The organism is Pseudomonas sp. FW300-N2F2 (assembly GCF_017351655.1).
Classification (GTDB): domain Bacteria; phylum Pseudomonadota; class Gammaproteobacteria; order Pseudomonadales; family Pseudomonadaceae; genus Aquipseudomonas; species Aquipseudomonas fluorescens_AA.
On the sequence record NZ_JACNDQ010000001.1, the window covers coordinates 2,267,513 to 2,291,860 of the forward strand.

Sequence of the window (24,348 nt, forward strand, 5' to 3'; positions counted from 1 at the left end):
CAATATCCTTTATTGCTATGGATATAACCGCACCGGGCGACCTGAAATTGGCTTCACTGACAGTGTTGTTGTCGCCGGCGCGGTAATTTCCCGGCAGGTAGCCCATTTTGGCGGTGGCCCCCTAAGCTTCGGCAATGTGCGCTGCGGTGCGGGCCATGGGCTGTCACACATCTTCGCGTCGTTCATCGTTGACGGTGCGAATCGAACCTTCCAGGCGCATTTCGGCGGGGATCGTGTCGTGGCGATCAGCGGCTTGCGTAATCATTTTGTTCACCCAGCACGGATCGCAGGCTTGGTCGGTAGCCAAGCCTGCGATCCGTTGCTGGGTGAAGCCTTGATTTACGTGTCGAAGAACACCAGTGCGCGTAATTCGATACTGCGGCGCGGCGGCGCATCCTCTGGCGTCGTCGGGTCATCAAAGGCGGTGTGGGCACTCAGCCGGGCCACATCCTGGCGCGAATCATGGATTTTCAGCAGCAAGACTTCATCGGGCTGTAACTGCGAATAGTAATACCAGCGGTGGGCCGGGTTGGCCTTGACCGAAAACGTCTCGCCGACCTTGTCGCGGTACACCAGGTCGCTGGGCAGCAGATCGCTATCGGCCATGCTGCGCGCATCGCACAAGGCAAGGGGGGTGCTCAGCACTGGCGCACCGATGGGGCGCCACACGTTGATGATCGCAAAGCGCTTGAGCAGGCGCTGTTCGGCTTCCTCTGCCGGCAGGTGGTCGCGGACGCGGCGGATAGCCGAGCGTTCGGTCTGGTCGTTGTGCACGTAGCGCACCGGTTCACGCAGGCCACGGGCTTCCCGGCCAGGGTCATCGACGCGGATCGTATGGTCGAAGATCACCACCTTCACGGCACCGGTCTGCTGTTTGAGCAGGGCTTCGGTTTCCGGGTAGTAATACAGGCGCACTTGTTCGTCGTCTTCAAGGTTCGCAACGGCGCTGGTGTGATCAACTTTTTCGAAACCCTGGCGGTTGAGATTCGCCGGCTCGTCGAGTAACCGTGCGTTGTGGATGGTCACCTGAGTCGGGTCCAACACGCCGCTGCGTTGGGCCACGCCGTCGGGCGGCGGGTAGGTGTAGTTCACTGGACGCCCTCCGGTGTCCTGCAGGTAGTTCAGCACGCTGCGCACGGAGACGGGGGCGAGTTGAGTCTGATCGGTTCCCATAAAAACACCTCCAGGTCAGAACGGTTCCTTGAATGGCCTCAGGTCCAATTCCTGGGTCCAGGCGCTGCGCGGTTGGGTATGCAGGTACCAATAAGCGTCGGCGATATCGTCGAGTTTCAATGAGCCGTCTTCACCCAGCTTGGCAAGGTAATCCGGCGCACGGCTCTTGATTCGCTCGCCATCAATGGAGCCGTCGATGACCACATGGGCGACGTGCACGTTCTTCGGGCCGAATTCACGGGCAAAGGACTGCGCCACCGAACGCAGTCCGGCCTTGCCAGCTGCGAATGCGGTATACGGCGGTTTGCCCCGCCACGATGCGGTCGCGCCGGTAAACAGAAGGCTGCCGCCGCCATTGTCGAGCAGCGCCCGGGTCGCCTCGCGAGCGAACAGAAACCCACCCAGGGTGGATGCGCGCCAGGTTTGCTCGAACAGTTCTGCGCTCAACTCAAGCGACGGTGCGGATACCGAATTGCCCACATTGAAAATTGCCGCTTTGAGCGTGCCGAGCTGATTCACCCGCGTAATCGCCTCGAGCACCTGGGTCTCGATTCCTGAGTCGGCCACAACTGCATCCGCTTTGCCCCCGGTTGCTTCGATATCCGCGACCACTGCCTGCAACTTGTCCAGGCTCCTGCCGCTAACCACCACGCGGTAACCCTCGCGGGCGAATCGTCGCGCCAATGCAGCGCCCAATCCCGCGACCGCGCCGACCCCGGCAACCCACACCACTGAGTCAGCCATTCGCAACACCCTCCAAGAGATACGTAGCTAGCAATCTAACCGTCGCCGAGCACGAGGAATAAGAATTTCGACAGCTAAGGTTATGCTCGCGGTTTCAGGCGTGCGGAATCGGAGGGCGCGGCCCGTGAACTTACGAACCGTTTGCGTTGGCCGGTTTTGTTCGAGTCCCAGGACACCACCCGGTCCAGATGATGTGTTCAATTCAGTCGAGAATACCTTAGGGAATTCGGGCTGCCGCCAAGTAAGGACATCAAACAAATGTCCGAATCCTAGACTTTGGAGGTGACGGTGCCGACGTAAGGCACCAATAAGTAGTTAGCTACCTATATAATATTCACTTCATTTCAGTGAAGGTTTTTATATGAAGCATGCACAGCACCTATCAAGGATCTCGGCAATCATTTTGATTGGATTAGGCGTGATCATCACCATGCTCGGCCTTGCGCTGGCTGTTGGCGGGGTGAAGTTGCTTAGTTTGGGAGGGTCGTGGTACTTCCTGATCGGTGGCCTTGCCATGGTCATTTCAGGTGTGTTGATCGCTTGCCGAAAACCGGCCGGTGCGTGGTGGTTCGGGGCGTTTCTCCTCGGTACGGCAATCTGGGCGCTGGTGGATGTCGGGCTAGTGTTCTGGCCACTGTTCTCGCGCCTGTTCATGTTTGGCGTAATCGGCTTGGCAGTGACGTTGGTGTATCCACTGCTCAAGCGTGCCAGCGGTGCAGCTTCGGGCCGCGGTGCCTATGGCCTGGCGGGCGTGTTGGCCGTGGTGCTCGCCGTCGCGGCGGGCAACATGTTCGTGGCTCATCCAAGCGTCGCCCCGACAGGTGATGGCCCAGGCGTGACGCCGGTCGACCCGGCCAAAGCTCAAAAGGATTGGGCGCACTACGGCAACACCGAGGGTGGCAGTCGTTTCGCCGCGCTGGATCAGATCAATCGCAACAACGTCGACAAGTTGAAGGTCGCGTGGACTTATCACACCGGCGATATCGCCGAGAGCGATGGTAATGGCGCCGAAGACCAACTGACGCCACTGCAGATTGGTAACAAGGTGTTCATCTGCACACCCCACAACAACCTGATCGCCCTCGATGCCGACACCGGTAAAGAGTTGTGGAAGAACGCGATCAACGCGCAGTCGAAAGTCTGGCAGCGTTGCCGTGGCCTCGCCTATTTTGACGCTACCCAGCCAGTCGCCCAGGCGACCCGCTCGCCAATCACACCGGTCAGCATTCCTGCCGGCGCCAACTGCCAGCGTCGTGTGCTGACGAATACCATTGATGCGCGCCTGATTGCCGTCGATGCTGACACAGGCGAGTTCTGCCAGGGTTTCGGTACCAATGGCCAAGTTGATCTCAAAGCCGGTCTGGGCAATGTGCCGGACAGCTACTATCAATTGTCCTCGGCGCCGCTAATGGCCGGTACCACGGTGGTGGTTGGCGGCCGCGTTGCCGACAACGTTCAAACCGACATGCCAGGCGGCGTGATTCGTGGTTTTGACGTGATCAGCGGCCAAATGCGTTGGGCGTTCGACCCGGGTAACCCGCAAAGCAAAACCGCGCCAGCTGACAACAGTACCTATGTACGCAGCACCCCGAACAGTTGGGCGCCGATGTCTTACGATCCGGCAACCAACACGGTGTTCCTGCCAATGGGCAGTTCGTCCACCGACATCTATGGTGTTGAACGTACCGAGTTGAACCACAAGTACGGCGCCTCACTGCTGGCGCTGGATGCCACCAGCGGTGATGAGAAGTGGGTCTATCAGACCGTGCACAACGATCTCTGGGACTTCGATTTGCCGATGCAACCGAGCCTGATCGATTTCCCGCAAGCAGACGGCAAAACTGTTCCTGCGGTGGTGATCGGGACCAAGGCCGGGCAGATTTTCGTCCTCGACCGCGCTACCGGCAAGCCGCTGACGGAAGTCAGTGAAGTCCCCGTCAGGCCGGGCGACATTCCGAACGAACCGTACTCGCCGACCCAGCCAAAATCCGTCGGTATGCCACAGATCGGTGCCCAGCATTTGACCGAGTCGGATATGTGGGGCGCGACGCCTTACGATCAGTTGCTATGCCGTATCGACTTCAAGTCCATGCGTTACGAGGGCCTTTTTACAGCGCCGGGCACCGACAAATCGCTGAGCTTCCCGGGTTCGCTGGGCGGCATGAACTGGGGCGGCATCTCTACTGACCCAGTGCATGGCTTCATCTTCGTCAACGACATGCGTCTGGGCCTGTGGATCCAGATGATCGGGGCCCCAGCAGAGGCACCTAAAGCCCGGCCTACCGGTGCGTCCGCTGGCGAAGCGCTGAACACAGGCATGGGGGCTGTTCCGCTAAAAGGCACGCCTTATGCGGTCAACAAAAACCGCTTCCTGTCGGTTGCAGGCATTCCATGCCAGGCGCCGCCATTCGGCACCCTGACCGCCATCGACATGAAGACTCGTAAGGTTGCCTGGCAAGTCCCGGTCGGCACCGTCGAAGACACGGGCCCCCTTGGGATCCGTATGCACCTTCCGATCAAGGTGGGTCTGCCAACCCTTGGTGGCACGCTGTCGACGCAAGGTGGCCTGGTGTTTATTGCTGGTACCCAGGATTTCTACCTGCGCGCTTTCAACAGCTTTGACGGTGAGGAAATCTGGAAAGCCCGTTTGCCAGTGGGTAGCCAAGGAGGCCCGATGACTTACGTGTCGCCGAAGTCCGGAAAACAGTACGTCGTCATCACCGCCGGTGGTGCTCGTCAGTCCCCGGACCGAGGAGATTGGGTCATAGCCTATAGCCTGCCTTGAATCGGCCAATATGCTTGCCCTACGGGCAGGCGGTCTGATTCGACACGGCGATCCGGAACCTGGCGCGTTGACCGCGCCAGGTCAGCCTCAGTTTGCCGGCGTCCAGACCGCATCCTTCACGTCCAGCCGTTTAGGCAACAGTTTGTTGGCATAAAACAGATCTGTTGTGGCCTGCTGCGCTTCGATGATTTTTTCATCAATGGGCAGCACGGGTGACGGCGGCCGACTATCCACGTAACGAGCGACCACGGCTTCGGGCAACCCCATGGATTGAGTCAGCACTCGAAGGCTTGCCTCCCGTTGGCTGCGAGTCAGGGCTTCGGCTGCGGTCAGCTCATCAAGCAGTGCATGGAGGAACGCACCGTGGCTTTGGGCATAGTCGCGCCGGGCGGTGTAGACCGGGCCGGACAGGCCCAATCCTTCGCCATTGGCGAGTACGCGGCCGCCGCTTTGGCTCAGGGCCAGTGACGCGTAGGGTTCCCAGATCGCCCAGGCATCGACGCTGCCTTGTTCGAATGCCGCGCGTGCGTCTGCGGGAGGCAGGTAGATCGGCTGTATGTCTTTGTAACTCAGCCCCGCCTTGTTCAAGGCGCGCAGGATCAGGTTGTGTGAGCTGGAGCCTTTCTGGAAGGCGACTTTCTTACCTTTGAGCTGGGCAATGTCGTGCAGTGGGCTATCACCGCGCACCAGGATGGTTTCGGCCTGGGGTTTGGCCGGCTCGGCGCCGATGTACACCAGGTCGGCGCCGGCGGCCTGGGCGAACAGCGGTGGAATGTCGCCCGTGGAGGCGACATCCAGCGCGCCGATGTTCAGTGCTTCGAGCATCTGCGGCCCGGCTGGGAATTCGATCCACTTGATGGCGGTCTGTCCGAAGCGTTTTTCCAGGAGACCGTGTTCCTTGGCCAGTACCAGGGCGATCGAGCCCTTCTGGTAGCCGATCCTCAGCGTCGCGGGGTCCGCCGCGGCGGCGATGTGGGTCAGGCCGAGCAGGGCAAGACCTGCACAAATTTTTTTCAGAACATTCATCGTCGTCTCTCTTTGTTGTGCCGGAACTGTAGAGGCCGTTCCCGGCATTGGAAGAGTTGCTTGTCAGGTTGATACGAAGCGGTTGCCCGGGCGCGCCAGTCCCAGATTTTCCCGTAGGGTCCGGCCCTCGTATTCACGGCGAAACAGCCCACGCCTTTGCAGTTCGGGCACCACCTGCTGCGCGAAGTCTTCCAGCCCACCGGGCAGGTGGGGGACCAACACGTTGAAACCGTCCGCCGCGTCGCTTTCGAACCAGTTCTGCAATTCATCGGCAATTTGTCCCGGTGTGCCGATCAGGCTGTAATGCCCACGGCCGCCGGCGATTCTGCGGCCCAATTGCGCCAGGCTGAGGTTTTCCGAGCCGGCCAGGTCGGTCAGCAGTTGCTGTCGGCTTTGCTGGCCGTTATCGGTCAGCGGGAGCTCAGGCAACGGGCCGTCCGGCGGGTAACCGGATAAATCGAAGTTGCCCAGCATGCGCCCAAGCAGGGCGATGCCGACTTCGGGCTCGACCAGCGCCTGGAACTCTTCGAACTTCTCCCAGGCTTGCGCTTGTGTCTCTCCGACCACGACAAACACCCCCGGCATGATTTTCAGCGAGTCAGGATTGCGTCCGAACGCTTCCAGGCGGCCCTTCAAATCGGCATAAAAAGCCTGGGCATTGGCCAGTGATGTCTGTGCGGTAAACACCACTTCAGCGGTTTGCGCCGCCAGCTCCCGGCCGGTTTGTGAAGCGCCGGCCTGGACGACTACCGGCTGGCCTTGGGGGGAGCGGGCGACGTTCAGCGGGCCTTTGACTTTGAAGTATTCGCCGCTGTGATCCAGGAGATGCCGCTTGCCTGGGTCGTAGTACTGACCCGAAGCCTTGTCTCGGATGAACGCGTCATCTTCCCAGCTGTCCCAGAGGCCGGTGACGACTTGGTGAAATTCCCGGGCGCGACGGTAACGCTCGGCGTGACCGATGTGTTCTTCGCGGCCGAAATTCGCCGCTTCCGCGGCCGCGTCGGACGTCACCAGATTCCAGCCCGCGCGGCCGCCGGACAGGTGATCCAGGGAGGCGAATTTACGCGCCACATGGTAGGGCTCGTTGTAGCTCGTCGTGGCGGTTGCGATCAGCCCGATGTGCTCGGTGACTGCGCTCAGGGCCGATAGTAGGGTCAACGGCTCGAAATGATCCGAGCGCGCCATGCGGCTGGCTGCTTCACCCGTCGCCGCGGCGACGCTGTCGGCGACAAACAAGGCATCGAATCTGGCTGCTTCAGCGATCTGGGCCAGATGTTTGTAATGCTTGAAATCCAGCCCGGCGTCGGCCGGAACCTGTGGATGGCGCCATGCCGCGACGTGGTGCCCGGTGGCCATCAGAAAAGCGCCCAGTTTGAGTTGGCGGGTTGTGTGGGTCATAGCCAGTTCCTTGATCAATCGTCGAGCGTGCGCAACGGCTCAGAAATCCTTGCGCACTTGCACACCGAAATAGCGCTCGTCGTCCCGGGGCACAGCCCGGTAGATGTAGTTGCCTCCACTGGCCAGCAGCGGTGAGTAGGACTTGTCGGCGAGGTTCTTGCCCAGCAGCGCTACGCGCCAGCCTTCGTTGTAATCGGCCAGGGCAATGCTGGCATTCCAGATACCGTAGGCGCCCTGTCTGGTATCCGGGTTCTGGCTGATGTCGTACTGCACCTCGCTCTGCCAGCTGTAGTCGGTCCCCAGTTCAACATCCAGACCGTTGTCCAGCGGAATGCTGTAGTCGGCGCGCACGTAACTTTTCCAGTCCGGGCTGTACGGCAGCGGCTTGCCGTTGACGTTGCACGAAGCCGCCGCGCCCGCCGGGCAGGAGAACTCGTCGATCCTGGCGCGAGTGTAGGCAAGGGCGCCGGATAACTTGAGTTGTTGAGTCGCCTGCAAGGTGTAATCCAGTTCGACACCTTCGGTACTGACGCTGCCAGCATTGATCAGGCGCGTCACCACTTGACCTGCGACGGTGTCGAAAAAGTTTGCCTGGTAGTTGTCGTAGTCGCTGTGGAACACCGCCAGATTGGTGGTCAGGCGATTGTTCCATGAGGTCGCCTTGATGCCGACTTCCCAGGTGTTGGAGGTTTCCGGTTTCAGCGCTTCGGTATCGCGTGGTTGCATGTTGAAGAACACGTTGTAGGCCGGGCCTTTATAACCTCGCGAATAGGTCAGGTAGGTCGTGACCGCGTCGCTCAAGTCATACTGAACGCCGAGCCGACCGGACCAGCCGTCTTCGTCCACCGAGCCGGAACTGCTGGTGCCTGGCTGAATGCCGCTGACCGCAGTGGTCGAGGTGGAAACACGGCGGTGATCGTATTCCAGGTCGTCGTGAGTCCAGCGCAGGCCGGCGATGCCACGAAAGTCCGAAGTGAAATTGAGGGTGCTTTCGCCGAACACCGCATAGCTGTCGCTGGTGGTGCTGTAGTCGGCGACGCCACGATTGGCGGTGCTGACGGTGGTCAACGTGCGTCGGTAGGTTTCCTCGTCCTTGGCGTGCATGTAGAACAGGCCGCCTACGTATTCGAGAAACTGGCCCTTGGGTGAGGCCAGGCGCAGTTCCTGGGAGTATTGGTTGTAATCCAGCTCGCCCTTGTCGGCGGTGCCGGGAAAGGCGGCAGTGACGGTGCCGAGACGGTCGCCGTCCTGGTATTGGGTGTTGTCCCAGCCGCGCCAGGCGGTGATGGATGTCAGGGTGTAGTCGCCGAGGTTCCAGTCGAGCTGGCCGGACAAGCCCTTGTTGACGTCTTCCACATGGCTGCGGGTGTCGGTGTTGATGTCACGGTTATCGCCGCTTGCCCGCACCGGGTTCAAGGCATTGGCGAACGCTGGCGTCAGGGCCTTGGTAACCACCCCATTGGGCGCATCGTCGTGGGACTGCATGTAGTCGGCCGCAAGGGTGAAGGTGACGTCGTCGTTGGGCGTGAATGCCAGTTTGCCGCGCACGCCCTTGCGGTTGTAGCCGTTGACTTCATGACCGTTGTGTTCGTTGTCGACATTCCCATCGTAGCTGCCGAACAGCGTGGTGACGGAACCGGTCAGGGTTTCTGGAATCAGGCTGCCGCCGATGCCGAAGCGGGTGCGGCTTTCATTGCCGCTGTAGTACGACTGGTCGATGTAGCCGTGGGTCTCGCTGCCGGGCGCCTTGGTCACGATGTTCAGCACCCCGGCCGAGGCGTTCTTGCCGAACAGCGTGCCCTGCGGGCCGCGCAGCACTTCGATGCGCTCCAGATCGAGAAGGTCAAGGGTTGCCTGGCCGGGACGGCCGTAAACCACGCCGTCGATCACTGTCGCCACCGTTGGTTCGACGCCGGGGGAGGTGGAAATGGTCCCGACCCCGCGGATGAACAGCGAGGTGTCTTTGTTCGACGCGCCAGTGCGGAAATTCAGCGACGGCACCTGTTGGACGATACTGGCGACGCCGTTGCGGTTGTCACGCTCCAGCTGTTCGCCGTCTACCACCGAAACCGCCACCGGGACTTTCTGCAGGGACTCTTCGCGGCGGGTGGCAGTGACGGTGACTGCCTCCAGGGTCAGCGGTTGAACCTGGACGGCTGCGGTACTGTCCGCGGCAACGGCGTAGGGCAGTGGCAACGCTGTGAGTCCAGCCAGTAACAGGCCCAGATGCTGCTGGCGCGGCGTGGCGGCGCGTATCAACCGCGCCAGTTTCTGTTGTTCCCCAAGAATGTAATGCATCGTTGTGCCTGCTTGGAAGTTGCCCTGAACCGCCGCTGGCCTTTAGCCACGGCGCCTTGAATTTGTCTTGGGGCATTCGCTCGAGCGAGTAGCAGACAACATGCTTCGGTAGCGCTAACATCACCAGTATTGAGAGATCCGGTATAGATCGTAAAATAATAAAAAATTATATTTATATGCAATTTAAGGATAAAAAGGAGTTCCAGTTGAGTATCGAGAAGCCCCCCGGACGCAAACGCCGCGGCGCCGGACGCGTGACGCTGAGCACGGTGGCCAAGCACGCCGGCGTTTCCGCCATCACGGTCTCGCGCTATTTCAACCAGCCGGAGCAGGTCTCACCCGAGCGTCGCGAAAGGATCGCGGCGGCGGTCAATGAGCTGGGTTATGTGCCGAATCTGGTGGCCGGTGGGCTGGCATCGGCGAGGGGCAAGATCGTGGCGATGGTGATCCCGAACATCTCCGGCCCAATCTTCGCCAATACCCTTCAAGGCTTCAGCGACACCCTCAGCCTGCACGGTTATCAGCCGCTGCTGGCGTCGAGTTATTTCTCCCTGGAACAGGAGGAAAACGCGGTTCGGGCGTTCCTTGGCTGGTCACCGGCGGCGCTGGTGCTGACCAGCCACTACCACAGCGCCGGCACCGAAAAGATGATCGCGGAGGCGGACATTCCGGTGATTGAAACCTGGGATTACCAACCTGAACGTGACCCGGTGCAGATCGGTTTTTCCCACTATGAAGTCGGTGTGACAGCTGTTCGTTATCTGCACGGCAAGGGTTATCGACGCATTGCTTTTGTGCAGAACAGCATGGTGGGAGACCTCAGCGCGCAGGAGCGTTGCGAAGGCTATGCCGCGACGTTGCTGGCGTTGGAGCTGGAGCCTTGGGTATTCACGCCCGATGCCGGCCGGGCGCCGTTCGAGGCAGGCAAGCAAGCCATGGATGCATTGATGAGCGAGGCCTTGCGCCCCGACGCGATCATTTTTGCCAACGATAACCTTGCTGCCGGTGGCTTGTTGGCCGGAAAAAGGGCCGGGCTGAACATCCCCGAAGATTGCGCTGTGTTTGGTTTTGGCGATTATCCTTTTGCCGAAATGCTGTTGCCGAGCCTGAGTACCATCAAGCCCCCGGCGCTTGAAATCGGCGTTTTGGCCGCCACGCGTGTATTGGAGAGTCTGGGTCGCCTGCCAGTGGAGGGTGACGTGCCGCGATTGAATCTGCTGACGTGTCGTTTGATCGAGCGCGAGAGTGCGTGAATGGCAGAAGCAATCGCGCGAGGGCGCTTTACGCAACAACGTTGCAACCAACAGCGTACCAGCACCGTTTGCTCGGTCGCCACAGGTGCTATTTCCAGTCAGCTCTAACTTCTAACAACGACCTCAAGAAGGTATAAAGAAGAATTGCGGCGAGAGAGGCGGCTGCTATCAGCGTAAGCCACATGATGACCAGCAGGGTGAATGTGACGCTGTTGTTTAACTCTCGAAAAATGCCGAAGGCGAAAGCTGTGTACCAAGACACCCCCGAAACTGCACCGGATGCGAGAAACAAGGTAGCTCTCCTGCGGGAGACTCCAAAGAGCAGCGGCCGACTCATGTCGCGTAGTACCTCTGGCAACACAAACGCGTGGATGATTATTCCATTGATGGTCAGGACGCTCACCACAATGACCTTCGCCCAAAGTTTAGGGTTTTCAAACTTTTCCGGCGACTCCATCGCGTAAAGGGCAAGGAAACCAAGGCCTGAGAGCCACAGGAGGCATAGTCCAAGAGTGACTGCGCCGCTGATGAAGTGAAAAGTGCGTCCGATTTCAACGGGGAGGCTACCCTTGCGCATCCAGCGCAAGATCCAGAGATCTAGCATCGTCGCCCCGCCGAGACCAAAGCTCATACCAAGCAGGTGTATGCCTACAAGGAATGTCAGCACCTTTAGCTGTGGGAGTGGATGAGGCAACGGAACGCTAAGGGCAAGTGTGTCCGCGAGTAAGTGACCACTGCTGGAGAATGCAAGTAGGCCGCCGAAAATCAGGAGTGACGTTCGTCTGTTCATTATTACGACCTTAGGCTAGCGTTCTTATTTGAACGCGTGCACAGTTTATTTGCTGAAGAATAAGGTCCTTGAATTCTCAACGTTATGGATACAAGTGGTTGCCGCGATTAGACGTTCAAGCTCGCTTCGGTAAAGTTCTAGTGCTTCGCTGCTGCAACCAAGAGGAGGCGTTTTAAACCCGCCTCGGGTTGAATGAGGCTAGCGACGATAGCGTCACATCAGCAGGTAGCACGGGTGCAGACCCTGATCAGGAAGGAACCGGTGCTTGAGCATCGATCAAACCCTGGCTCTTCAGCTCCTCCCAAAAGGCTGCTGGGATACCGACCTTCATTGCCTGCACATTGGAAACTATCTGTCCCGGTGAGCGGGCACCTGGAATGATCGCGGACACTTGCGGATGTGCTGCCGCGAACTGCAGGGCGGCAGTATGAATGTCGATGCCATGTTTTCTGGCAACCGCCATGATTCGCGCGCGCTTTTCCACCGCTCCGGCAGGCAGATCCGGGCTGAAGTTATAGCGGCTGCGCCCTCCCAGAAATCCATCGTTCAGTGGTGTTCCAACCACAGCGCTGGTGCCTTTCCTGCTCAACGCCGGAAAGGTGTTGCGCAACGCCTCGCTGTGGTCAAGGAGGGAATACTGGCAGGCAAGCAACACGATGTCGGGAGTCGGGTCATAACCGGCTACTGCCTGAACCACGGCATTTGGCGTATTGACTCCGAAGCCCCATGCCTTGATGAGGCCCTCATCACGCATCTTTTCAAGCTCGACCATCGCCCCTGAGCGCGCAATTCGGTACGCCGCTTCCCAACCACCTTCCAGTTCGGTGTTATCTGGCGAGATGTCATGGATAAAGACGATATCGATACGCGGCAGCCCCAGCCGCTGCAGGCTGTCTTCCACGGAACGACGCGCGCCTGCCGCGGTGTAGTCATATCGGTAGTTGAAGGGCGCCGGCGACTTCCAGATAGCATGGTCCGCGCGCCGGCCACCAGCGGCCGTCAATACGCGACCGACCTTGGTGGACACCACATAGTCGTCTGGATTTTTGCCGCGCAGGAAGCGGCCTAGACGATATTCACTCAGGCCAAACCCGTAGAACGGCGAAGTGTCGTAAAGCCTTACACCTGCCTCCCAAGCAGCCTGCAGAACCGAGTTCGCCTGCTCGTCGCTGATCGGCGCAAAGATATTGCCGATCTGCGTCCCGCCCATACCAAAGCGTTGAGGCGTCATGTATCGCATTGCATGCGAGGGTAAATTGACGGGCAGGTCTGCGCGCACGATCCGTCCTTCGGTACGCATCACGCTTCCGGGCTCCGTCAGCGAAGAGGGCACCGGGGCAGGAGCCAGCGAACTTGCGACACCCGATGCTGGCAGCAAAGCGGCTGCAACAGTACCCACTGCCGAATAAGTAAGAAAATCTCGTCTGTCCATCCAACTTTCCTTTCGCGACCAAGGTTTCACGGGATCATCGAAGCCGGTTCACGGACTAGAAGTTAGAACAACGAGGGTTGGCCGAGTGACCCTAATTCGCCATATCTTTTGCACAATCCTGCCGATGCTCTTGTGTTGGTCACGCACTCTCAGCAGACTCGAACATTCCGTAAATTGGGGGGCATGTGATGACGAGCGGTTCCTTCTCGCAGTTCGGTTTCAGCCGTGTGGACTCCCTGACCTTGCGCGACCCCGTGCAGCCCACTGAACGCTCCCAGGCGCTCAAACGGCTTGTCGAAAAAGTCACCCTGCAAATTGGCTTGAACGAGGTTTGCACGACGTCGATTCCAGGCTTGAGCTTTTATCGAGTGGCCGAGCTAGGTACGCCCACGTACTGCATTTATGAACCTTGCGTGGCCATTATCCTGCAGGGCGCGAAGGAGATTTCGTTCGGCGAGCAAGCCTGTGAGTTCGGGCAAGGGACGTTTTTCGTCACATCGGTCGATATCCCCACACTGGCTCGCGTGACCGCGGCTAACGAGCAAACCCCCTACTTATCCGTTGTGTTGAAGCTCGATTTTTCCATGCTCAATGAGGTGATCCTGACCCTCGAGCCGCCAAAGCAGGAAATGGCTACTGAGGCGCGGGGCTTCGTATCCGGTGTGGCGACGAGTGAGATGCTCGATGCGTTCGCTCGACTGGCCACGCTGATCGAACGGCCACTTGAAGCAGGCTTGATGTCAGGCCTTATCAAGCGGGAGATATACGGCAGGCTGCTGCTCAGTGAAGCGGGGCATTTGTTGCGCAGCGTCACTCGCGATGGTTACCGGGATAGCGGCATCGTGAGAGCCGTTGAATGGCTGAAATATCACTACGATAAACCGTTGCAGGTGGCCGACCTCGCCGAACGATCCGGCATGGCCAGCTCCACGCTGCATCATCGCTTTCGCAAGCTGACAGGCACGAGCCCCATTCAGTATCAAAAATCGCTACGACTGCAAGCCGCGCGTAGCCTTATGTTGACCGAGCGGATAGACGTGAACACCGCCGCGTTGCGAGTAGGCTATGAAAGCGTCGCCCAATTCAGCCGCGAATATGCCCGGCGCTTCGGAGCGCCTCCCTCGAGAGACATCAAGCGCGCACGGGAAAAATGAAAGGAGCCCGGAGGTGACAGCCCTCCGGGCCCTTCGTCTTACAGGTTGATCGGGTACTGAGTGATGAACCTGACGTCGTCGACGTCGCCACTGAACGAGTTGCGATAGGTCGCCTGGCGCAGGCGGAATGACAGGTTTTTCAACGGTCCGTTCTGGATCACGGCATTTTTCAGCGCGGCGCGTTGGAAAACCGTTCCCAGTATGCTCGGTGTTTGTAGGGAAATCCCTACGCCATCATCCTCAATTCCTAGTCTAAATAGGACTGCTCCGATTTTATGAAGGGTGGCTCATGGCTATTATTCAAAGGCCGGAGTGGCATCCTGAAACCAATCCAAGACATACCGCGCTTGGTGATTGAGTTCGGACAATTCAGGGAAGACGGTTGGGGATAGAAAGGGGATCTGCATCGTGCTGAAACATATCGGCGTGACCGATCTTTGCGTAGGAATGTATGTCCAGGAGCTATCTGGTTCCTGTGTAGAACGTCCGTTCTGGAACAACAGCTTCCTGATCCAGAATGAAGAGGTGTTGGAAAAAATCCTTGTGTCGGGCATCGTCGGTGCATGGATCGACCCTTCAAAGGGGGCGGATGTGCCGGCCTCTGCGCCTGAGGAAAGCCTTGTGCAGGCGGATCATGGTGGACGGCAACCTCCTTGTGCGTCTGACACAATCTTGTGCGCAAGCCGCCGGCCCCCATCCCCGGGTGTCGATGAGTGAAGAGTTGTCGAGGGCGCTCAAGCTTTGCTCCAGGTCCAAGACTGCGGTCATGGAGATGTTCGGCGATTTGCGAATGGGGCGTATCGTTAAGCTCGATCGCGTCACGGACATGGTGGGTGAAATATCCGACTCGCTGCTACGTCATCCTGACGCACTGATCAGTCTGGTGCGCCTCAAGAACGCCGATGAATATACCTACATGCATTCCGTCGCGGTCTGTGGGTTGATGATTGGTTTGGCTCGTCAACTGGATCTACCACCGTCGCTGGTGGAAGAAGCCGGGTTGGCTGGCTTGCTGCATGACGTGGGCAAGATGACGATACCCACGGCTATTCTGGCTAAGCCATTAGCCTTGAATGACAACGAATATACGACGATGCGCACCCACCCTGAGGCGGGAGCCAGGATGCTGGCCGACAGCAGGTATTTCACTGCCCGAGTGCGGGATGTTTGTCTGCATCACCATGAGAAGGTGGACGGCACTGGCTATCCCCATAAGTTGTGCGGAACCCAAATCAGCCTATTCGCGCGCGTGGCCGCTGTGTGCGATGTATATGACGCCGTGACGTCCGACCGACCTTATCGAGATCGCTGGTGCCCGGCCGAATCCATTCGAAAAATGGCCGGATGGACTGGGCATTTCGATCAGAAAGTCTTTCACGCCTTCGTCAAATGCATTGGTATCTATCCGGTGGGCGCGTTGGTGCGCCTGCAAAGCGGCAGGTTGGCGGTGGTCATGGAACAGCACACCGAATGCTTGCTCACGCCCATGGTGAAGGTGTTCTTCTCGGCGTCGAGTCGCACGCCGCTGCCGCCCGAAAGCGTTGATCTGGCCTGCGGGCAGGACAGGATTGTCAGCTTCGAGTCGGAGAAAACCTGGGGTTTCAAGAGCCTTGAAGCGCTCTGGGCCGGCAGGGTGCAAGGCAGCGAGGCGCATTTTGGGTAGCGCGATGCGAGCCTGAGTTTTCTTACCAGCGCTTGTCGCTGGTTTTTTTTGCGTTTTGGGGGGTTGTCACTGGGGTGTAGGAATTCTCCTACGACGCAGCCGCAATCCTTAGCTGCAAATCAGGATGCTCCGATAGTTTCGCTGCCACTACTTGGCCATTATCTCTTCAGGCCAACAAAACCGGGCATCCCAAGGGTGGATGCTCTTGCGCAGGATCCCGCCGGATCCGCACTGAACTGGAGAGATGAAGGTGAAAGGACAGGTAATTTCCTCCCCCCTGATCTTGATGCTGCTGCCTGCGGGTTTGACGGGAGTGCTCGGTTGCGCCGCGATTCTGATCAACGCGGACTTCACCCTGCGCAGTGCAGCCAGTTGCGCTTTTGTCCTGCTGGGCTCGCTGTTCATGGGCATGTGGAGCAAGCGTTTAGCGAGCAGCCGTTTGCACGCCCGGCAAGACGATCAGCCAGGTCACCTCCCGCTGGCCGTTTCACCCGATGAAGGGCTGGGCGAAGTGTGCGCGCAGGTACTGCCGATCTGGAGCCACCAGATCGAAGCGGCGCGCATCCTCAGCGAGGAATCGATCCTCAAGCTGAGCAACCGCTTCGCGACGTTGTCGGGGGACATCAGTGCTTCTGCTTCCCATGGCGCAGGCCAGAGTTCGGGAGCTCGGTTGCTGGAAATCCTTGAAGTTGGCCAGCGGGACCTGGATTCGATCATGGTTGCCCTGCGCGACGCGCTTTTGCGCAAGGAGTCGGAGCTCAAGGAGGTCTTGCTCCTTTCCGACTTCACTTCGCAGCTGCAGGAAATGGCCAAGTTCGTCGGTGATATCGCCCAACAGACCAATTTGCTGGCGCTCAACGCTGCCATTGAAGCGGCGCGGGCAGGAGATGCCGGGCGCGGCTTCGCGGTAGTGGCGGATGAAGTGCGCAAGCTGTCCAGCTTATCCGGGGAGACGGGGCAGAAAATCAGTGAAACGGTGAACACTGTCAATGCTGCCATCTCCCGCACCGTCGAGCTTTCCCGGCATCAGGCGCAGCAGGATTCGCAAACCCTGGCTCAGTCAGAGCAACTGGTGTCCCAGGTGATCGAGCACTTCCGGCACAACGCCCAGGCCATCGTCGATACCAGCAGCAGTCTTCAGCAGCAAAGCGAAAACGTTGCCACTGAGATATCGGGGGTACTGGTCGCCCTGCAGTTCCAGGACCGGGTGGGCCAGATGCTTTCCCTGGTCAACAACGATCTTTGCAAACTGCATGCGCATATCGCCGAACGCCAGCAACTGGCCCTCGCCGGCGGTACGCCTGCCCCGATTATCGCTGATACCTGGCTTGAGCAACTGGCAAGCACCTACACGATGCCTGAACAGCACGCGATCCATCACGGTAAGCCTGTGGTGAGCAGTCCTTCATCCGAGATCACTTTTTTCTAGGGAGTTTCCCCATGAGCAAAACCATCCTGATTGTCGATGACTCTGCTTCCATTCGCCAAGTGGTGAGTATCACCTTGAAGGGCGCCGGATACGAGGTCATCGAAGGTGTCGACGGCCGCGACGCCCTGACCAAGCTCGACGGACGCAAGATCCACTTGATTGTCAGTGACGTGAACATGCCGAACATGGATGGCCTGAGTTTCATCAAGGCCGCCAAACAGCTGCCGGCCTACAAGTTCACGCCCGTGATCATGCTGACCACCGAAACCGGTGAGGCCATGAAGCAACAGGGCCAGGCCGTCGGTGCCAAGGCCTGGATGGTCAAACCCTTCCAGCCGGCTCAGATGCTGGGCGCCGTCTCCAAACTGATCATGCCTTAGCGCTGCCCAGAGTCCCTGGAAAGGAGGTTGTCATGACAAACACCACGGCTTGTCTGCGTCGGATTCTGGTTCTCGAAGGGCCGCTGACCATTTACACCGCCGCTGAACGCAAAGACCTGTTGCTGGAGCTGTTTCCCTTGGCTCAGGAAGTCGAAATGGATCTGGGGGGCGTGGACGAAATGGATACCGCCGGGCTCCAGTTGCTGGTGCTGATCAAGCAGGAATCACTGCGCCACGGCTCCAGTCTGTTGCTGAGTAATCCCAGCACAGCGGTGCTCGATGCACTGGATATGAGTGGGCTGCACAACTTTTTCGACGAGTCGGCCACGCCTCGTCAGCAGAGAGGTTGAAACCATGAGCTCGCCCATGAATCTGGACGACGTGCTACAGACGTTCATCGCCGAAAGCCAGGAGCTCTTGCTCCTGATGGAAGACGCGCTGCTGCAGATCGAACAGGCGCCGGACGATGTGGACACCATCAACGCGCTGTTTCGCGTCGCCCACACCATCAAAGGTTCCGCCGGCCTGTTCGGTTTCACGCCGATCGTTGCCTTTACCCACGTGGCGGAAAGCGTACTGGATCGGGTCCGTGGACATGAACTGCGGGTGGACGAGTCGCTGAGTGCCTTGTTCCTGGAAGTGCGGGACCACCTGTGCACGCTGATTGAATTGCTTGCCAGCCACGGTGACTTGCAAGGCATGACCGCAGAGCATGAGCGGCAGGGCGCGGCGTTGGTCGAGCGTCTCAACCGTTACCTGGAAAACCGTCACGAACCGGAGCTGTCCCAGGTACCGATCGAGCCGCCGCAATCGGCTTGTGCCGCGCGTTGGCATCTGTCCCTTCGCCTGTGTCCGGACGTCCTGCGTAACGGCATGGATCCGCTTTCGTTGCTGCGCTACCTCAACAGTTTTGGCCAAATCAGTGCAGTTGTATGCATGACCGATGGCATGCCGGATATCGCGACGATGGATCCGGAAGCGTGTTACCTGGGGTTTGAACTGGGGTTTGTCAGCGATGCCGGCCAGGCCACCATTGAAGGGGCCTTCGACTTTGTTCGCGAGGGCAGCCAGATCTGCGTGTTGCCGTGCAACGGCGACTTGGCAGGTTTCCGGGCGTTGATCGGCCGTCTCGAAGCTGAGCCCGATGCCATGGTAGAGGCCTTTGTCGCCTGTGGTTCCGTGACCCGTGAGGCATGGCTGGCCGGTTCGTCTTCTGACGAGTCGACGACCGTTGCGGTTGCCCCCGTGGTGCCAGACCAGGCGACGCGCGATGACGCGACCAAGAGCCGGGTGGCAAAAGAGGCCCGTCCGGCCGAAGGTAATCTGATTCGGGTCGACGCCGGAAAACTGGATCAATTGATCAACCTGGTGGGCGAACTGATCATCGCCGGCGCTGGCGCCAACCTGGGAGCCATCCAAAGTGGTATCGGCGAGTTGATTGAAACGACGAGTTCGCTCTCGCGTCTTGTCGAGGAGGTGCGCGACTGTGCCCTGACCCTGCGAATGGTACAGATTGGCGGCACATTCAACCGGTTCCAGCGGGTGGTGCGCGATGTCTCCAAGGAACTGGGCAAGGACATTGCCTTGCAGGTCCTTGGCGCCGAGACCGAGCTGGACAAGACGGTGGTCGAGCGCATCGGCGACCCCCTGACCCACCTGGTGCGCAACGCCATGGACCACGGCATAGAAGCCTCCCAACTGCGTCGTGACCGTGGCAAGCCGGAGCAGGGTACGGTTCGCCTCAACGCCTATCACGAGGCTAACAGCATCGTCATTGAAGTCAGTGACGACGGCGGTGGCCTGAACAAACAACGCATCCTGGCCAAGGCGATGGAGCGCGGCCTGGTTGCCGAAGGGCAACAGTTGGCTGACGGCGACATTCTCAATCTGATTTTCGAACCCGGCTTTTCCACGGCCGACCAGGTCAGCAACCTGTCCGGGCGCGGCGTGGGAATGGATGTCGTCAAACGGAACATCGTTGCCCTGCGCGGCTCGGTCAATCTGGAAAGCGAGGAGGGCGTGGGCACCACGGTGCGTATCCGCCTGCCGCTGACCCTGGCCATCATCGATGGTTTTCTGATCGGGGTCGGCAATGCCTCCTATGTCGTGCCTCTGGACCTGGTCGAGGAGTGCATCGAACTGTCGACCGACGACTACGGCAATCAAGAATTCCTCGACCTGCGGGGCTCGGTGCTTCCAGTCCTGCGCCTGCGCGAGATGTTCGCCATCGATGAGCCTAACCATGGCCGTGAAAACATCGTGGTGGTGCATTACGCGGGGATGCGGGTGGGCCTGGTCGTCGATCAATTGCTGGGTGAGTTCCAGACGGTGATCAAGCCGCTGGGCAAGATTTTCGGTACAGCTCATGGACTGGGCGGCTTCACCATCCTGGGGAACGGAGCAGTCGCGTTGATCCTGGATATTCCCAAACTACTCGGGCAAGTCGTCAGCCGACAGAAGCACGGTACGACCCTCAGCCCTGAATTGACTCAATAGTTTTCCCTGGAGTACAGCATCATGACCGTCAAAAAAAATATCTCGCTGCTGGTCGCCTCTGCTCTGTTGGGCATCCTGGTCCTGGTCAGTCTCAGTCTTTATCTGATGGGTGGGGTCAGGAGCACCGCCAGCTATGCGCAAGTCAATACCGTGCCCAGCCTGCAGTTGCTGGATCATGTGGCCCTGGCCCTTGCGGATAGCCACAGCCGCCAATGGCAGAGCCTGTCCGGACCTGCCGGCAATTCCCAGCAAAGTGACAAGGAGTCGGTACTCCAGGCACTCGATCGCTACCAGAAAGAGTTCGTCTCCGACGATCGTGATGCGACGCTGCTCAGCGCCTTGCGCAGCACGGTCAACGAGTACAACCGGGGTGTGGAGCGTTTCGACAACGCCCTGCGCAATGCAGCCCCTGAAGCCCGCACCGTGCTGCTCGACCTGGACGTGACACGTGAAAAGGTCACTTCGGCCTTGAGTGATATCCGCCAGCACAACCTGGACCTGGGACGAAAAAATGCAGCGATTGCGGCGTCGACCGAACAGACGGCGATCTACAGCATTGCCTTGGTCGGTGGCGCCACCTTGCTGGTGATCGGCTTGATCGGTTTCTTCCTGGTACGCCGGCTGCTGCACACCTTGGGTGGCGAGCCCGACGATGTACGCCTGTTGGCGGAGCGGTTCGTGGCCGGGCAGTTGGACGTGCAAGGCAGTAGCAATGGCCTTGAACGTACCGGACTGATGGGCTCCATGGACCGCCTGAGCGGGACCTTGAATCAGTTGATCAGCGATATGACCCAGATGTCCGCGGAGCACGACAAAGGCGACATCGACGTGCAGATCGATGCGGCACGCTTCGCTGGCAGTTATGGGCTGATGGCGCAAGGTATCAACGACATGGTTGCCGGACATATCAACGTCAAGAAGCAAGCGATGGCCTGCATCAAGTCGATCAGCGAGGGCGATCTGCAGGCGCCTCTGCAAGCGTTCCCCGGCAAGAAGGCGTTCATTAACGTCACCATCGAGCATCTGCGCAGCACCATCATGGCGTTGATCGAAGAGATGCGTCACATGTCGGACGAGCATGAGAAAGGTGACATCGATGTGCATATCGACGTACAGCGATTCCAAGGCTCGTACCGTCAGATCGCCCAAGGCATCAACGACATGGTCGATGGCCACATCAGCGTGAAAAAACAGGCCATGGCTTGCATACGTTCTTTCGGTGAAGGCGACCTGTCGGCGCCCCTGGCCCAGTTCCCCGGCAAAAAAGCCTTTATCAACGACAACATCGAGCAACTGCGCCGCAACATCCAGGCGCTGATCGAAGATACCCAGATGCTCAGCGAGAATGCGGTGGTCGGCCGGCTCGATACCCGTGCGGACAGTACTCGCCATCAAGGGGATTTCCGCCGCATCGTGGCGGGGATCAATAGCACGCTGGACTCGATTGTTGCGCCGCTCAGCGAGGCGATGGAGGTCATGGTGGCCCTGTCCGGTGGTGACCTGACCCGCAGCGTCAAAGGTGATTACCAGGGCAGCCTGCAAGACCTGAAGAGCGCGGTCAACGAAACGGTGAGCAAACTCTCGCAGATCATTGGCGAAGTTCGCAGCTCCGCCGATTCGCTGTCCAGTGCCTCGGAAGAGATCTCCGCCACGGCCCAGAGCATCAGTCAGTCGGCTTCGGTACAGGCGGCGTCGGTTGAAGAGACGTCGGCGTCGATGGAGCAAATGTCGGCGTCGATTTCGCAGAACACCGAGAATGCCAAGGTGACCGATGGCATGGCCGGCAAGGCGAGCAAGGAAGCGAGCGAGGGTGGGCAGGCCGTCAAGGACACCGTCTCGGCCATGAAAACCATCGCGGAGAAGATTGGGATCGTCGACTCGATTGCCTATCAGACGAATCTGTTGGCGCTCAACGCGGCCATCGAAGCGGCCCGTGCCGGTGAACATGGCAAGGGCTTTGCGGTCGTCGCCGCTGAGGTGCGCAAACTCGCCGAGCGTAGCCAGGTCGCGGCACAGGAAATCGGCCAGGTGGCCAAAAGCAGTGTTGCCCTGGCTGAACGGGCCGGCAACCTGTTGGATGAAATCGTGCCCTCGATCACCAAGACTTCCGATTTGGTCCAGGAGATCGCCGCTGCATCTGAAGAGCAGTCCATCGGTTCCGAGCAGATCAATACCGCCATGTCGCAGATGAGTCAGATCACTCAGCAAAACGCCTCGGCTTCCGAGGAGCTGGCCGCCACCGCCGAGGAAATGAGCAGCCAGGCCGAACAGTTGCAGGAGTTGATGGGCTTTTTCACCCTGCAGGGTCGGGTGGCGGTGTCTGCCGTTCCTCGGGCCGCTTCTTCCAGTCTGGGCGGTATGCAAAGCAGTGAGCATGCCCAGGAAGGCGGTTTCATTCGCTTCGGGAGTTGAGCCATGGACGCTGCAGTCGTGAGTCATTTCGAGTATGCGCCGCAGAGTCCTTGCGACAGCGAGTTCCTGCAATTCCTGACATTCGTGTCCGCCAGGGAGGTCTATGCAATCGATACCTTGTGTGTGCGCGAGATCATCGAATACGGCCAGGTGACAAGCGTACCGATGATGCCGGACTTTATCCGCGGGGTGATCAACCTCCGCGGTTCGGTGGTCCCTGTGATCGATCTGCAGGCGCGCTTTGGCAAGGGCACCACGCAGCAAGGCAACAGGACCTGCATCGTTATCCTGGAGTTGATCCAGGAAGGCGAACCCCACGTGCTGGGCATCGTCGTCGACTCTGTGAGCGAGGTGATTGAAATCGAGCTGGCCGACATCAAGGCCGCGCCAGCGATCGGGAACCGGATCCGTGAAGACTTCATTCGAGGGATGGTCAAGGTGCGAGGGGCGTTCCTGACGGTGCTTCAGCTCGACCAGGTGCTGTGTGTCCGTGAGATCGCCAGCCAGTTGCATTGAGTCGTCGCGCCCACGCGTGCGTACGTTGTCTTGAGAGGGGGCCGCCGCCTGCGGTGGGTCCCGAGGAGTGAACCATGTCCATATCCGCATCGCGTTCGCCGGCCCCAGGGACGGCAGCCCCACAGTACCTGACCTTCAGCGTGGGTCAGGAGATGTTTGCGGTAGGTACCCTGTGCGTCCGGGAGATTGTCGAATACGGCCCGATTACCCCGTTGCCGATGGCGCCGCCAAAGGTTCGCGGCATCACCAACCTGCGCGGTGCGGCCATTCCAGTGCTGGATCTCGGATTGTGTTTTGGCGGCGCCCAGACTTTGGAAAACCCACGCACCTGTATCGTCATGCTGGAAGTCCACGGCAGCGGTGGCACAGGCCTGGTGGGCATCATCGTGGACGCCGTCAGCGAGGTGCTGGAGATACCGGCCGAGCAGATCGAGCCGGCACCGGCACTCCAGGGGCGCCTTAGCCCTGAGTTCGTGGTGGGGATTGGCAAGCTCAGTGACCGTTTCGTCTTGTTGCTGGACATCGAGCACATGCTCGGAAGCGATGACTGGCCGGCGCTGTTTCCTTCGAACATCAACGAGGACGGGTTGCAAGCATGAATACCGTTCTCTCCGACAACGAGTTCCAGCAGTTCCGGTCAATGATTCATGAAATTGCCGGGATCAGCTTATCCGTCGCCAAGAAACAGCTGGTCAGTGGCCGCTTGGCCAAGCGTCTGCAGTTTTTCAACTTGACCACCTATGGCAGCTATTACCGTTTGCTGATGAAGGACCGGGCCGAGTTGCAAATGGCGGTGGACTTGCTGACCACCAACGAAACCTACTTTTTCCGCGAACCCAAGCATTTCGAGTTTCTGCGCGACGTGATTCTTCCCGGGCTTCGTGGCAATGGCCCAGTGCGTATCTGGAGTGGTGCCTGTTCCACGGGAGAGGAACCCTACACCCTGGCCATGGTGCTGGCGGACAGCCTGGGCACCCGGCCATGGGAGATCCTCGCTTCCGATATCAGTAGCCGGGTGCTGGAAAAAGCCCAGGGCGGACGCTACCCACTGGATGGTATCCGCGGTATTCCCGAGGCGCTGTTGAACAAGTACTGCCTGAAGGGCGTGGGCTGCAACAACGGTATTTTCATGGTCGACCGCGCGTTGGCGTCACGGATCACGTTCACTTCGATCAACTTGAACAATGCGCTGCCTTCGGTGGGGCAGTTCGACGTGATTTTCCTGCGCAATGTGATGATCTATTTCGATAACCAGACCAAGTCCGAGGTGGTGAAGCGCTTGAGCAAACACCTGAGGCCAGGTGGCTATTTCATCGTGAGCCATTCGGAAAGCCTGAATGGCATCAGCGATGAATTGCAGGTGGTCAAGCCCTCGATCTATCGCAAACCGGATGCTTGA

The 24,348-nt window shown here is 59.2% G+C and carries 18 protein-coding genes and 3 pseudogenes; 13 read left to right on the forward strand and 8 right to left on the reverse strand.

The window, feature by feature from the left end:
- Window positions 1-339: 339 nt before the first annotated feature.
- Complete coding sequence (locus J4E63_RS10075; RefSeq protein ID WP_207281818.1) at window positions 340-1,173, reverse strand: CmcJ/NvfI family oxidoreductase; 834 nt, start codon at window positions 1,171-1,173, stop codon at window positions 340-342.
- Window positions 1,174-1,188: 15 nt separating this feature from the next.
- The gene (locus J4E63_RS10080) at window positions 1,189-1,917 is read right to left on the reverse strand and encodes an SDR family NAD(P)-dependent oxidoreductase (RefSeq protein ID WP_207281819.1); all 729 of its coding nucleotides are present in this window, start codon (window positions 1,915-1,917) and stop codon (window positions 1,189-1,191) included.
- A gap of 361 nt (window positions 1,918-2,278) precedes the next feature.
- Between J4E63_RS10080 and J4E63_RS10085 the strand changes: the two genes are divergently transcribed.
- The gene (locus tag J4E63_RS10085; protein WP_207281820.1) at window positions 2,279-4,702 is read left to right on the forward strand and encodes a glucose/quinate/shikimate family membrane-bound PQQ-dependent dehydrogenase; all 2,424 of its coding nucleotides are present in this window, start codon (window positions 2,279-2,281) and stop codon (window positions 4,700-4,702) included.
- 87 nt (window positions 4,703-4,789) lie between these two features.
- Here the strand turns inward: J4E63_RS10085 and J4E63_RS10090 are convergent, their stop codons facing one another.
- The 3 genes from J4E63_RS10090 to J4E63_RS10100 all read right to left on the reverse strand — a co-directional run bounded on the left by J4E63_RS10090 (window position 4,790) and on the right by J4E63_RS10100 (window position 9,424).
- Window positions 4,790-5,728 (reverse strand): sulfonate ABC transporter substrate-binding protein, encoded by a 939-nt coding sequence (locus J4E63_RS10090; protein WP_207281821.1) that lies wholly within the window; start codon window positions 5,726-5,728, stop codon window positions 4,790-4,792.
- 63 nt (window positions 5,729-5,791) lie between these two features.
- A complete protein-coding gene (locus tag J4E63_RS10095) occupies window positions 5,792-7,126 on the reverse strand; it encodes an LLM class flavin-dependent oxidoreductase (protein ID WP_207281822.1) in 1,335 nt (444 codons plus the stop codon).
- A gap of 39 nt (window positions 7,127-7,165) precedes the next feature.
- Window positions 7,166-9,424: a TonB-dependent receptor gene (locus tag J4E63_RS10100; protein ID WP_207281823.1), complete on the reverse strand. Its 2,259-nt coding sequence runs from the start codon at window positions 9,422-9,424 to the stop codon at window positions 7,166-7,168.
- Between the two features lie 206 nt (window positions 9,425-9,630).
- Here J4E63_RS10100 and J4E63_RS10105 point away from each other — a divergent pair, with 206 nt between their 5' ends.
- On the forward strand, window positions 9,631-10,677 hold the full coding sequence (locus tag J4E63_RS10105; RefSeq protein WP_207281824.1) for a LacI family DNA-binding transcriptional regulator: 1,047 nt from the start codon (window positions 9,631-9,633) through the stop codon (window positions 10,675-10,677).
- Window positions 10,678-10,765: 88 nt separating this feature from the next.
- On the opposite strand, the gene J4E63_RS10110 is transcribed toward J4E63_RS10105, so the two are convergent.
- Both J4E63_RS10110 and J4E63_RS10115 read right to left on the reverse strand, forming a co-directional pair.
- Window positions 10,766-11,467 carry a hypothetical protein gene (locus J4E63_RS10110; RefSeq protein WP_207281825.1) on the reverse strand — a complete coding sequence of 234 codons (702 nt, stop codon included), beginning with the start codon at window positions 11,465-11,467 and terminating at the stop codon, window positions 10,766-10,768.
- A gap of 247 nt (window positions 11,468-11,714) precedes the next feature.
- Window positions 11,715-12,899, reverse strand: coding sequence for an aldo/keto reductase (locus J4E63_RS10115; protein ID WP_207281826.1), 1,185 nt, complete (start codon window positions 12,897-12,899; stop codon window positions 11,715-11,717).
- 188 nt (window positions 12,900-13,087) lie between these two features.
- Between J4E63_RS10115 and J4E63_RS10120 the strand changes: the two genes are divergently transcribed.
- Window positions 13,088-14,053: an AraC family transcriptional regulator gene (locus tag J4E63_RS10120; RefSeq protein WP_207281827.1), complete on the forward strand. Its 966-nt coding sequence runs from the start codon at window positions 13,088-13,090 to the stop codon at window positions 14,051-14,053.
- A 38-nt stretch (window positions 14,054-14,091) separates the two neighbouring features.
- Here J4E63_RS10120 and J4E63_RS10125 read toward each other — a convergent pair whose 3' ends face one another.
- A complete protein-coding gene (locus J4E63_RS10125; protein ID WP_256587119.1) occupies window positions 14,092-14,214 on the reverse strand; it encodes an OprD family outer membrane porin in 123 nt (40 codons plus the stop codon).
- 247 nt (window positions 14,215-14,461) lie between these two features.
- Between J4E63_RS10125 and J4E63_RS10130 the strand changes: the two are divergent.
- The 10 genes and pseudogenes from J4E63_RS10130 to J4E63_RS10170 all read left to right on the forward strand — a co-directional run bounded on the left by J4E63_RS10130 (window position 14,462) and on the right by J4E63_RS10170 (window position 24,348).
- Window positions 14,462-15,716: pseudogene (locus J4E63_RS10130) on the forward strand (HD-GYP domain-containing protein).
- 826 nt (window positions 15,717-16,542) lie between these two features.
- Window positions 16,543-17,145, forward strand: a pseudogene (locus tag J4E63_RS30870) (methyl-accepting chemotaxis protein); the annotation flags it as partial.
- An 11-nt stretch (window positions 17,146-17,156) separates the two neighbouring features.
- Window positions 17,157-17,525 carry a response regulator gene (locus tag J4E63_RS10140; protein ID WP_013692986.1) on the forward strand — a complete coding sequence of 123 codons (369 nt, stop codon included), beginning with the start codon at window positions 17,157-17,159 and terminating at the stop codon, window positions 17,523-17,525.
- Between the two features lie 32 nt (window positions 17,526-17,557).
- A complete protein-coding gene (locus J4E63_RS10145; RefSeq protein WP_060742938.1) occupies window positions 17,558-17,875 on the forward strand; it encodes a lipid asymmetry maintenance protein MlaB in 318 nt (105 codons plus the stop codon).
- A 16-nt stretch (window positions 17,876-17,891) separates the two neighbouring features.
- On the forward strand, window positions 17,892-20,021 hold the full coding sequence (locus tag J4E63_RS10150; protein ID WP_207281828.1) for a chemotaxis protein CheA: 2,130 nt from the start codon (window positions 17,892-17,894) through the stop codon (window positions 20,019-20,021).
- A gap of 891 nt (window positions 20,022-20,912) precedes the next feature.
- A pseudogene (locus J4E63_RS31220) lies at window positions 20,913-21,320 on the forward strand (HAMP domain-containing protein); the annotation flags it as partial.
- Between the two features lie 33 nt (window positions 21,321-21,353).
- Entirely contained in the window at window positions 21,354-22,433 is a 1,080-nt protein-coding gene (locus J4E63_RS31225) for a methyl-accepting chemotaxis protein (RefSeq protein WP_404943329.1), read from the forward strand.
- Between the two features lie 3 nt (window positions 22,434-22,436).
- Complete coding sequence (locus J4E63_RS10160; RefSeq protein WP_207281830.1) at window positions 22,437-22,949, forward strand: chemotaxis protein CheW; 513 nt, start codon at window positions 22,437-22,439, stop codon at window positions 22,947-22,949.
- Window positions 22,950-23,023: 74 nt separating this feature from the next.
- Complete coding sequence (locus J4E63_RS10165) at window positions 23,024-23,548, forward strand: chemotaxis protein CheW (RefSeq protein ID WP_207281831.1); 525 nt, start codon at window positions 23,024-23,026, stop codon at window positions 23,546-23,548.
- Window positions 23,545-24,348: a protein-glutamate O-methyltransferase CheR gene (locus tag J4E63_RS10170; protein ID WP_207281832.1), complete on the forward strand. Its 804-nt coding sequence runs from the start codon at window positions 23,545-23,547 to the stop codon at window positions 24,346-24,348. Before J4E63_RS10165 ends, J4E63_RS10170 begins: the two co-directional genes overlap by 4 nt.

Excerpts from the sequence above, each read along its gene's own strand:
- J4E63_RS10075 (WP_207281818.1), bottom strand. The coding sequence starts at position 1,173 with ATGGGAACCGATCAGACTCAACTCGCCCCCGTCTCCGTGCGCAGCGTG.
- J4E63_RS10080 (WP_207281819.1), bottom strand. The coding sequence starts at position 1,917 with ATGGCTGACTCAGTGGTGTGGGTTGCCGGGGTCGGCGCGGTCGCGGGA.
- J4E63_RS10085 (WP_207281820.1), top strand. The coding sequence starts at position 2,279 with ATGAAGCATGCACAGCACCTATCAAGGATCTCGGCAATCATTTTGATT.
- J4E63_RS10090 (WP_207281821.1), bottom strand. The coding sequence starts at position 5,728 with ATGAATGTTCTGAAAAAAATTTGTGCAGGTCTTGCCCTGCTCGGCCTG.
- J4E63_RS10095 (WP_207281822.1), bottom strand. The coding sequence starts at position 7,126 with ATGACCCACACAACCCGCCAACTCAAACTGGGCGCTTTTCTGATGGCC.
- J4E63_RS10100 (WP_207281823.1), bottom strand. The coding sequence starts at position 9,424 with ATGCATTACATTCTTGGGGAACAACAGAAACTGGCGCGGTTGATACGC.
- J4E63_RS10110 (WP_207281825.1), bottom strand. The coding sequence starts at position 11,467 with ATGAACAGACGAACGTCACTCCTGATTTTCGGCGGCCTACTTGCATTC.
- J4E63_RS10115 (WP_207281826.1), bottom strand. The coding sequence starts at position 12,899 with ATGGACAGACGAGATTTTCTTACTTATTCGGCAGTGGGTACTGTTGCA.
- J4E63_RS10120 (WP_207281827.1), top strand. The coding sequence starts at position 13,088 with ATGACGAGCGGTTCCTTCTCGCAGTTCGGTTTCAGCCGTGTGGACTCC.
- J4E63_RS10140 (WP_013692986.1), top strand. The coding sequence starts at position 17,157 with ATGAGCAAAACCATCCTGATTGTCGATGACTCTGCTTCCATTCGCCAA.
- J4E63_RS10145 (WP_060742938.1), top strand. The coding sequence starts at position 17,558 with ATGACAAACACCACGGCTTGTCTGCGTCGGATTCTGGTTCTCGAAGGG.
- J4E63_RS10150 (WP_207281828.1), top strand. The coding sequence starts at position 17,892 with ATGAATCTGGACGACGTGCTACAGACGTTCATCGCCGAAAGCCAGGAG.
- J4E63_RS31225 (WP_404943329.1), top strand. The coding sequence starts at position 21,354 with ATGCTCAGCGAGAATGCGGTGGTCGGCCGGCTCGATACCCGTGCGGAC.
- J4E63_RS10160 (WP_207281830.1), top strand. The coding sequence starts at position 22,437 with ATGGACGCTGCAGTCGTGAGTCATTTCGAGTATGCGCCGCAGAGTCCT.
- J4E63_RS10165 (WP_207281831.1), top strand. The coding sequence starts at position 23,024 with ATGTCCATATCCGCATCGCGTTCGCCGGCCCCAGGGACGGCAGCCCCA.
- J4E63_RS10170 (WP_207281832.1), top strand. The coding sequence starts at position 23,545 with ATGAATACCGTTCTCTCCGACAACGAGTTCCAGCAGTTCCGGTCAATG.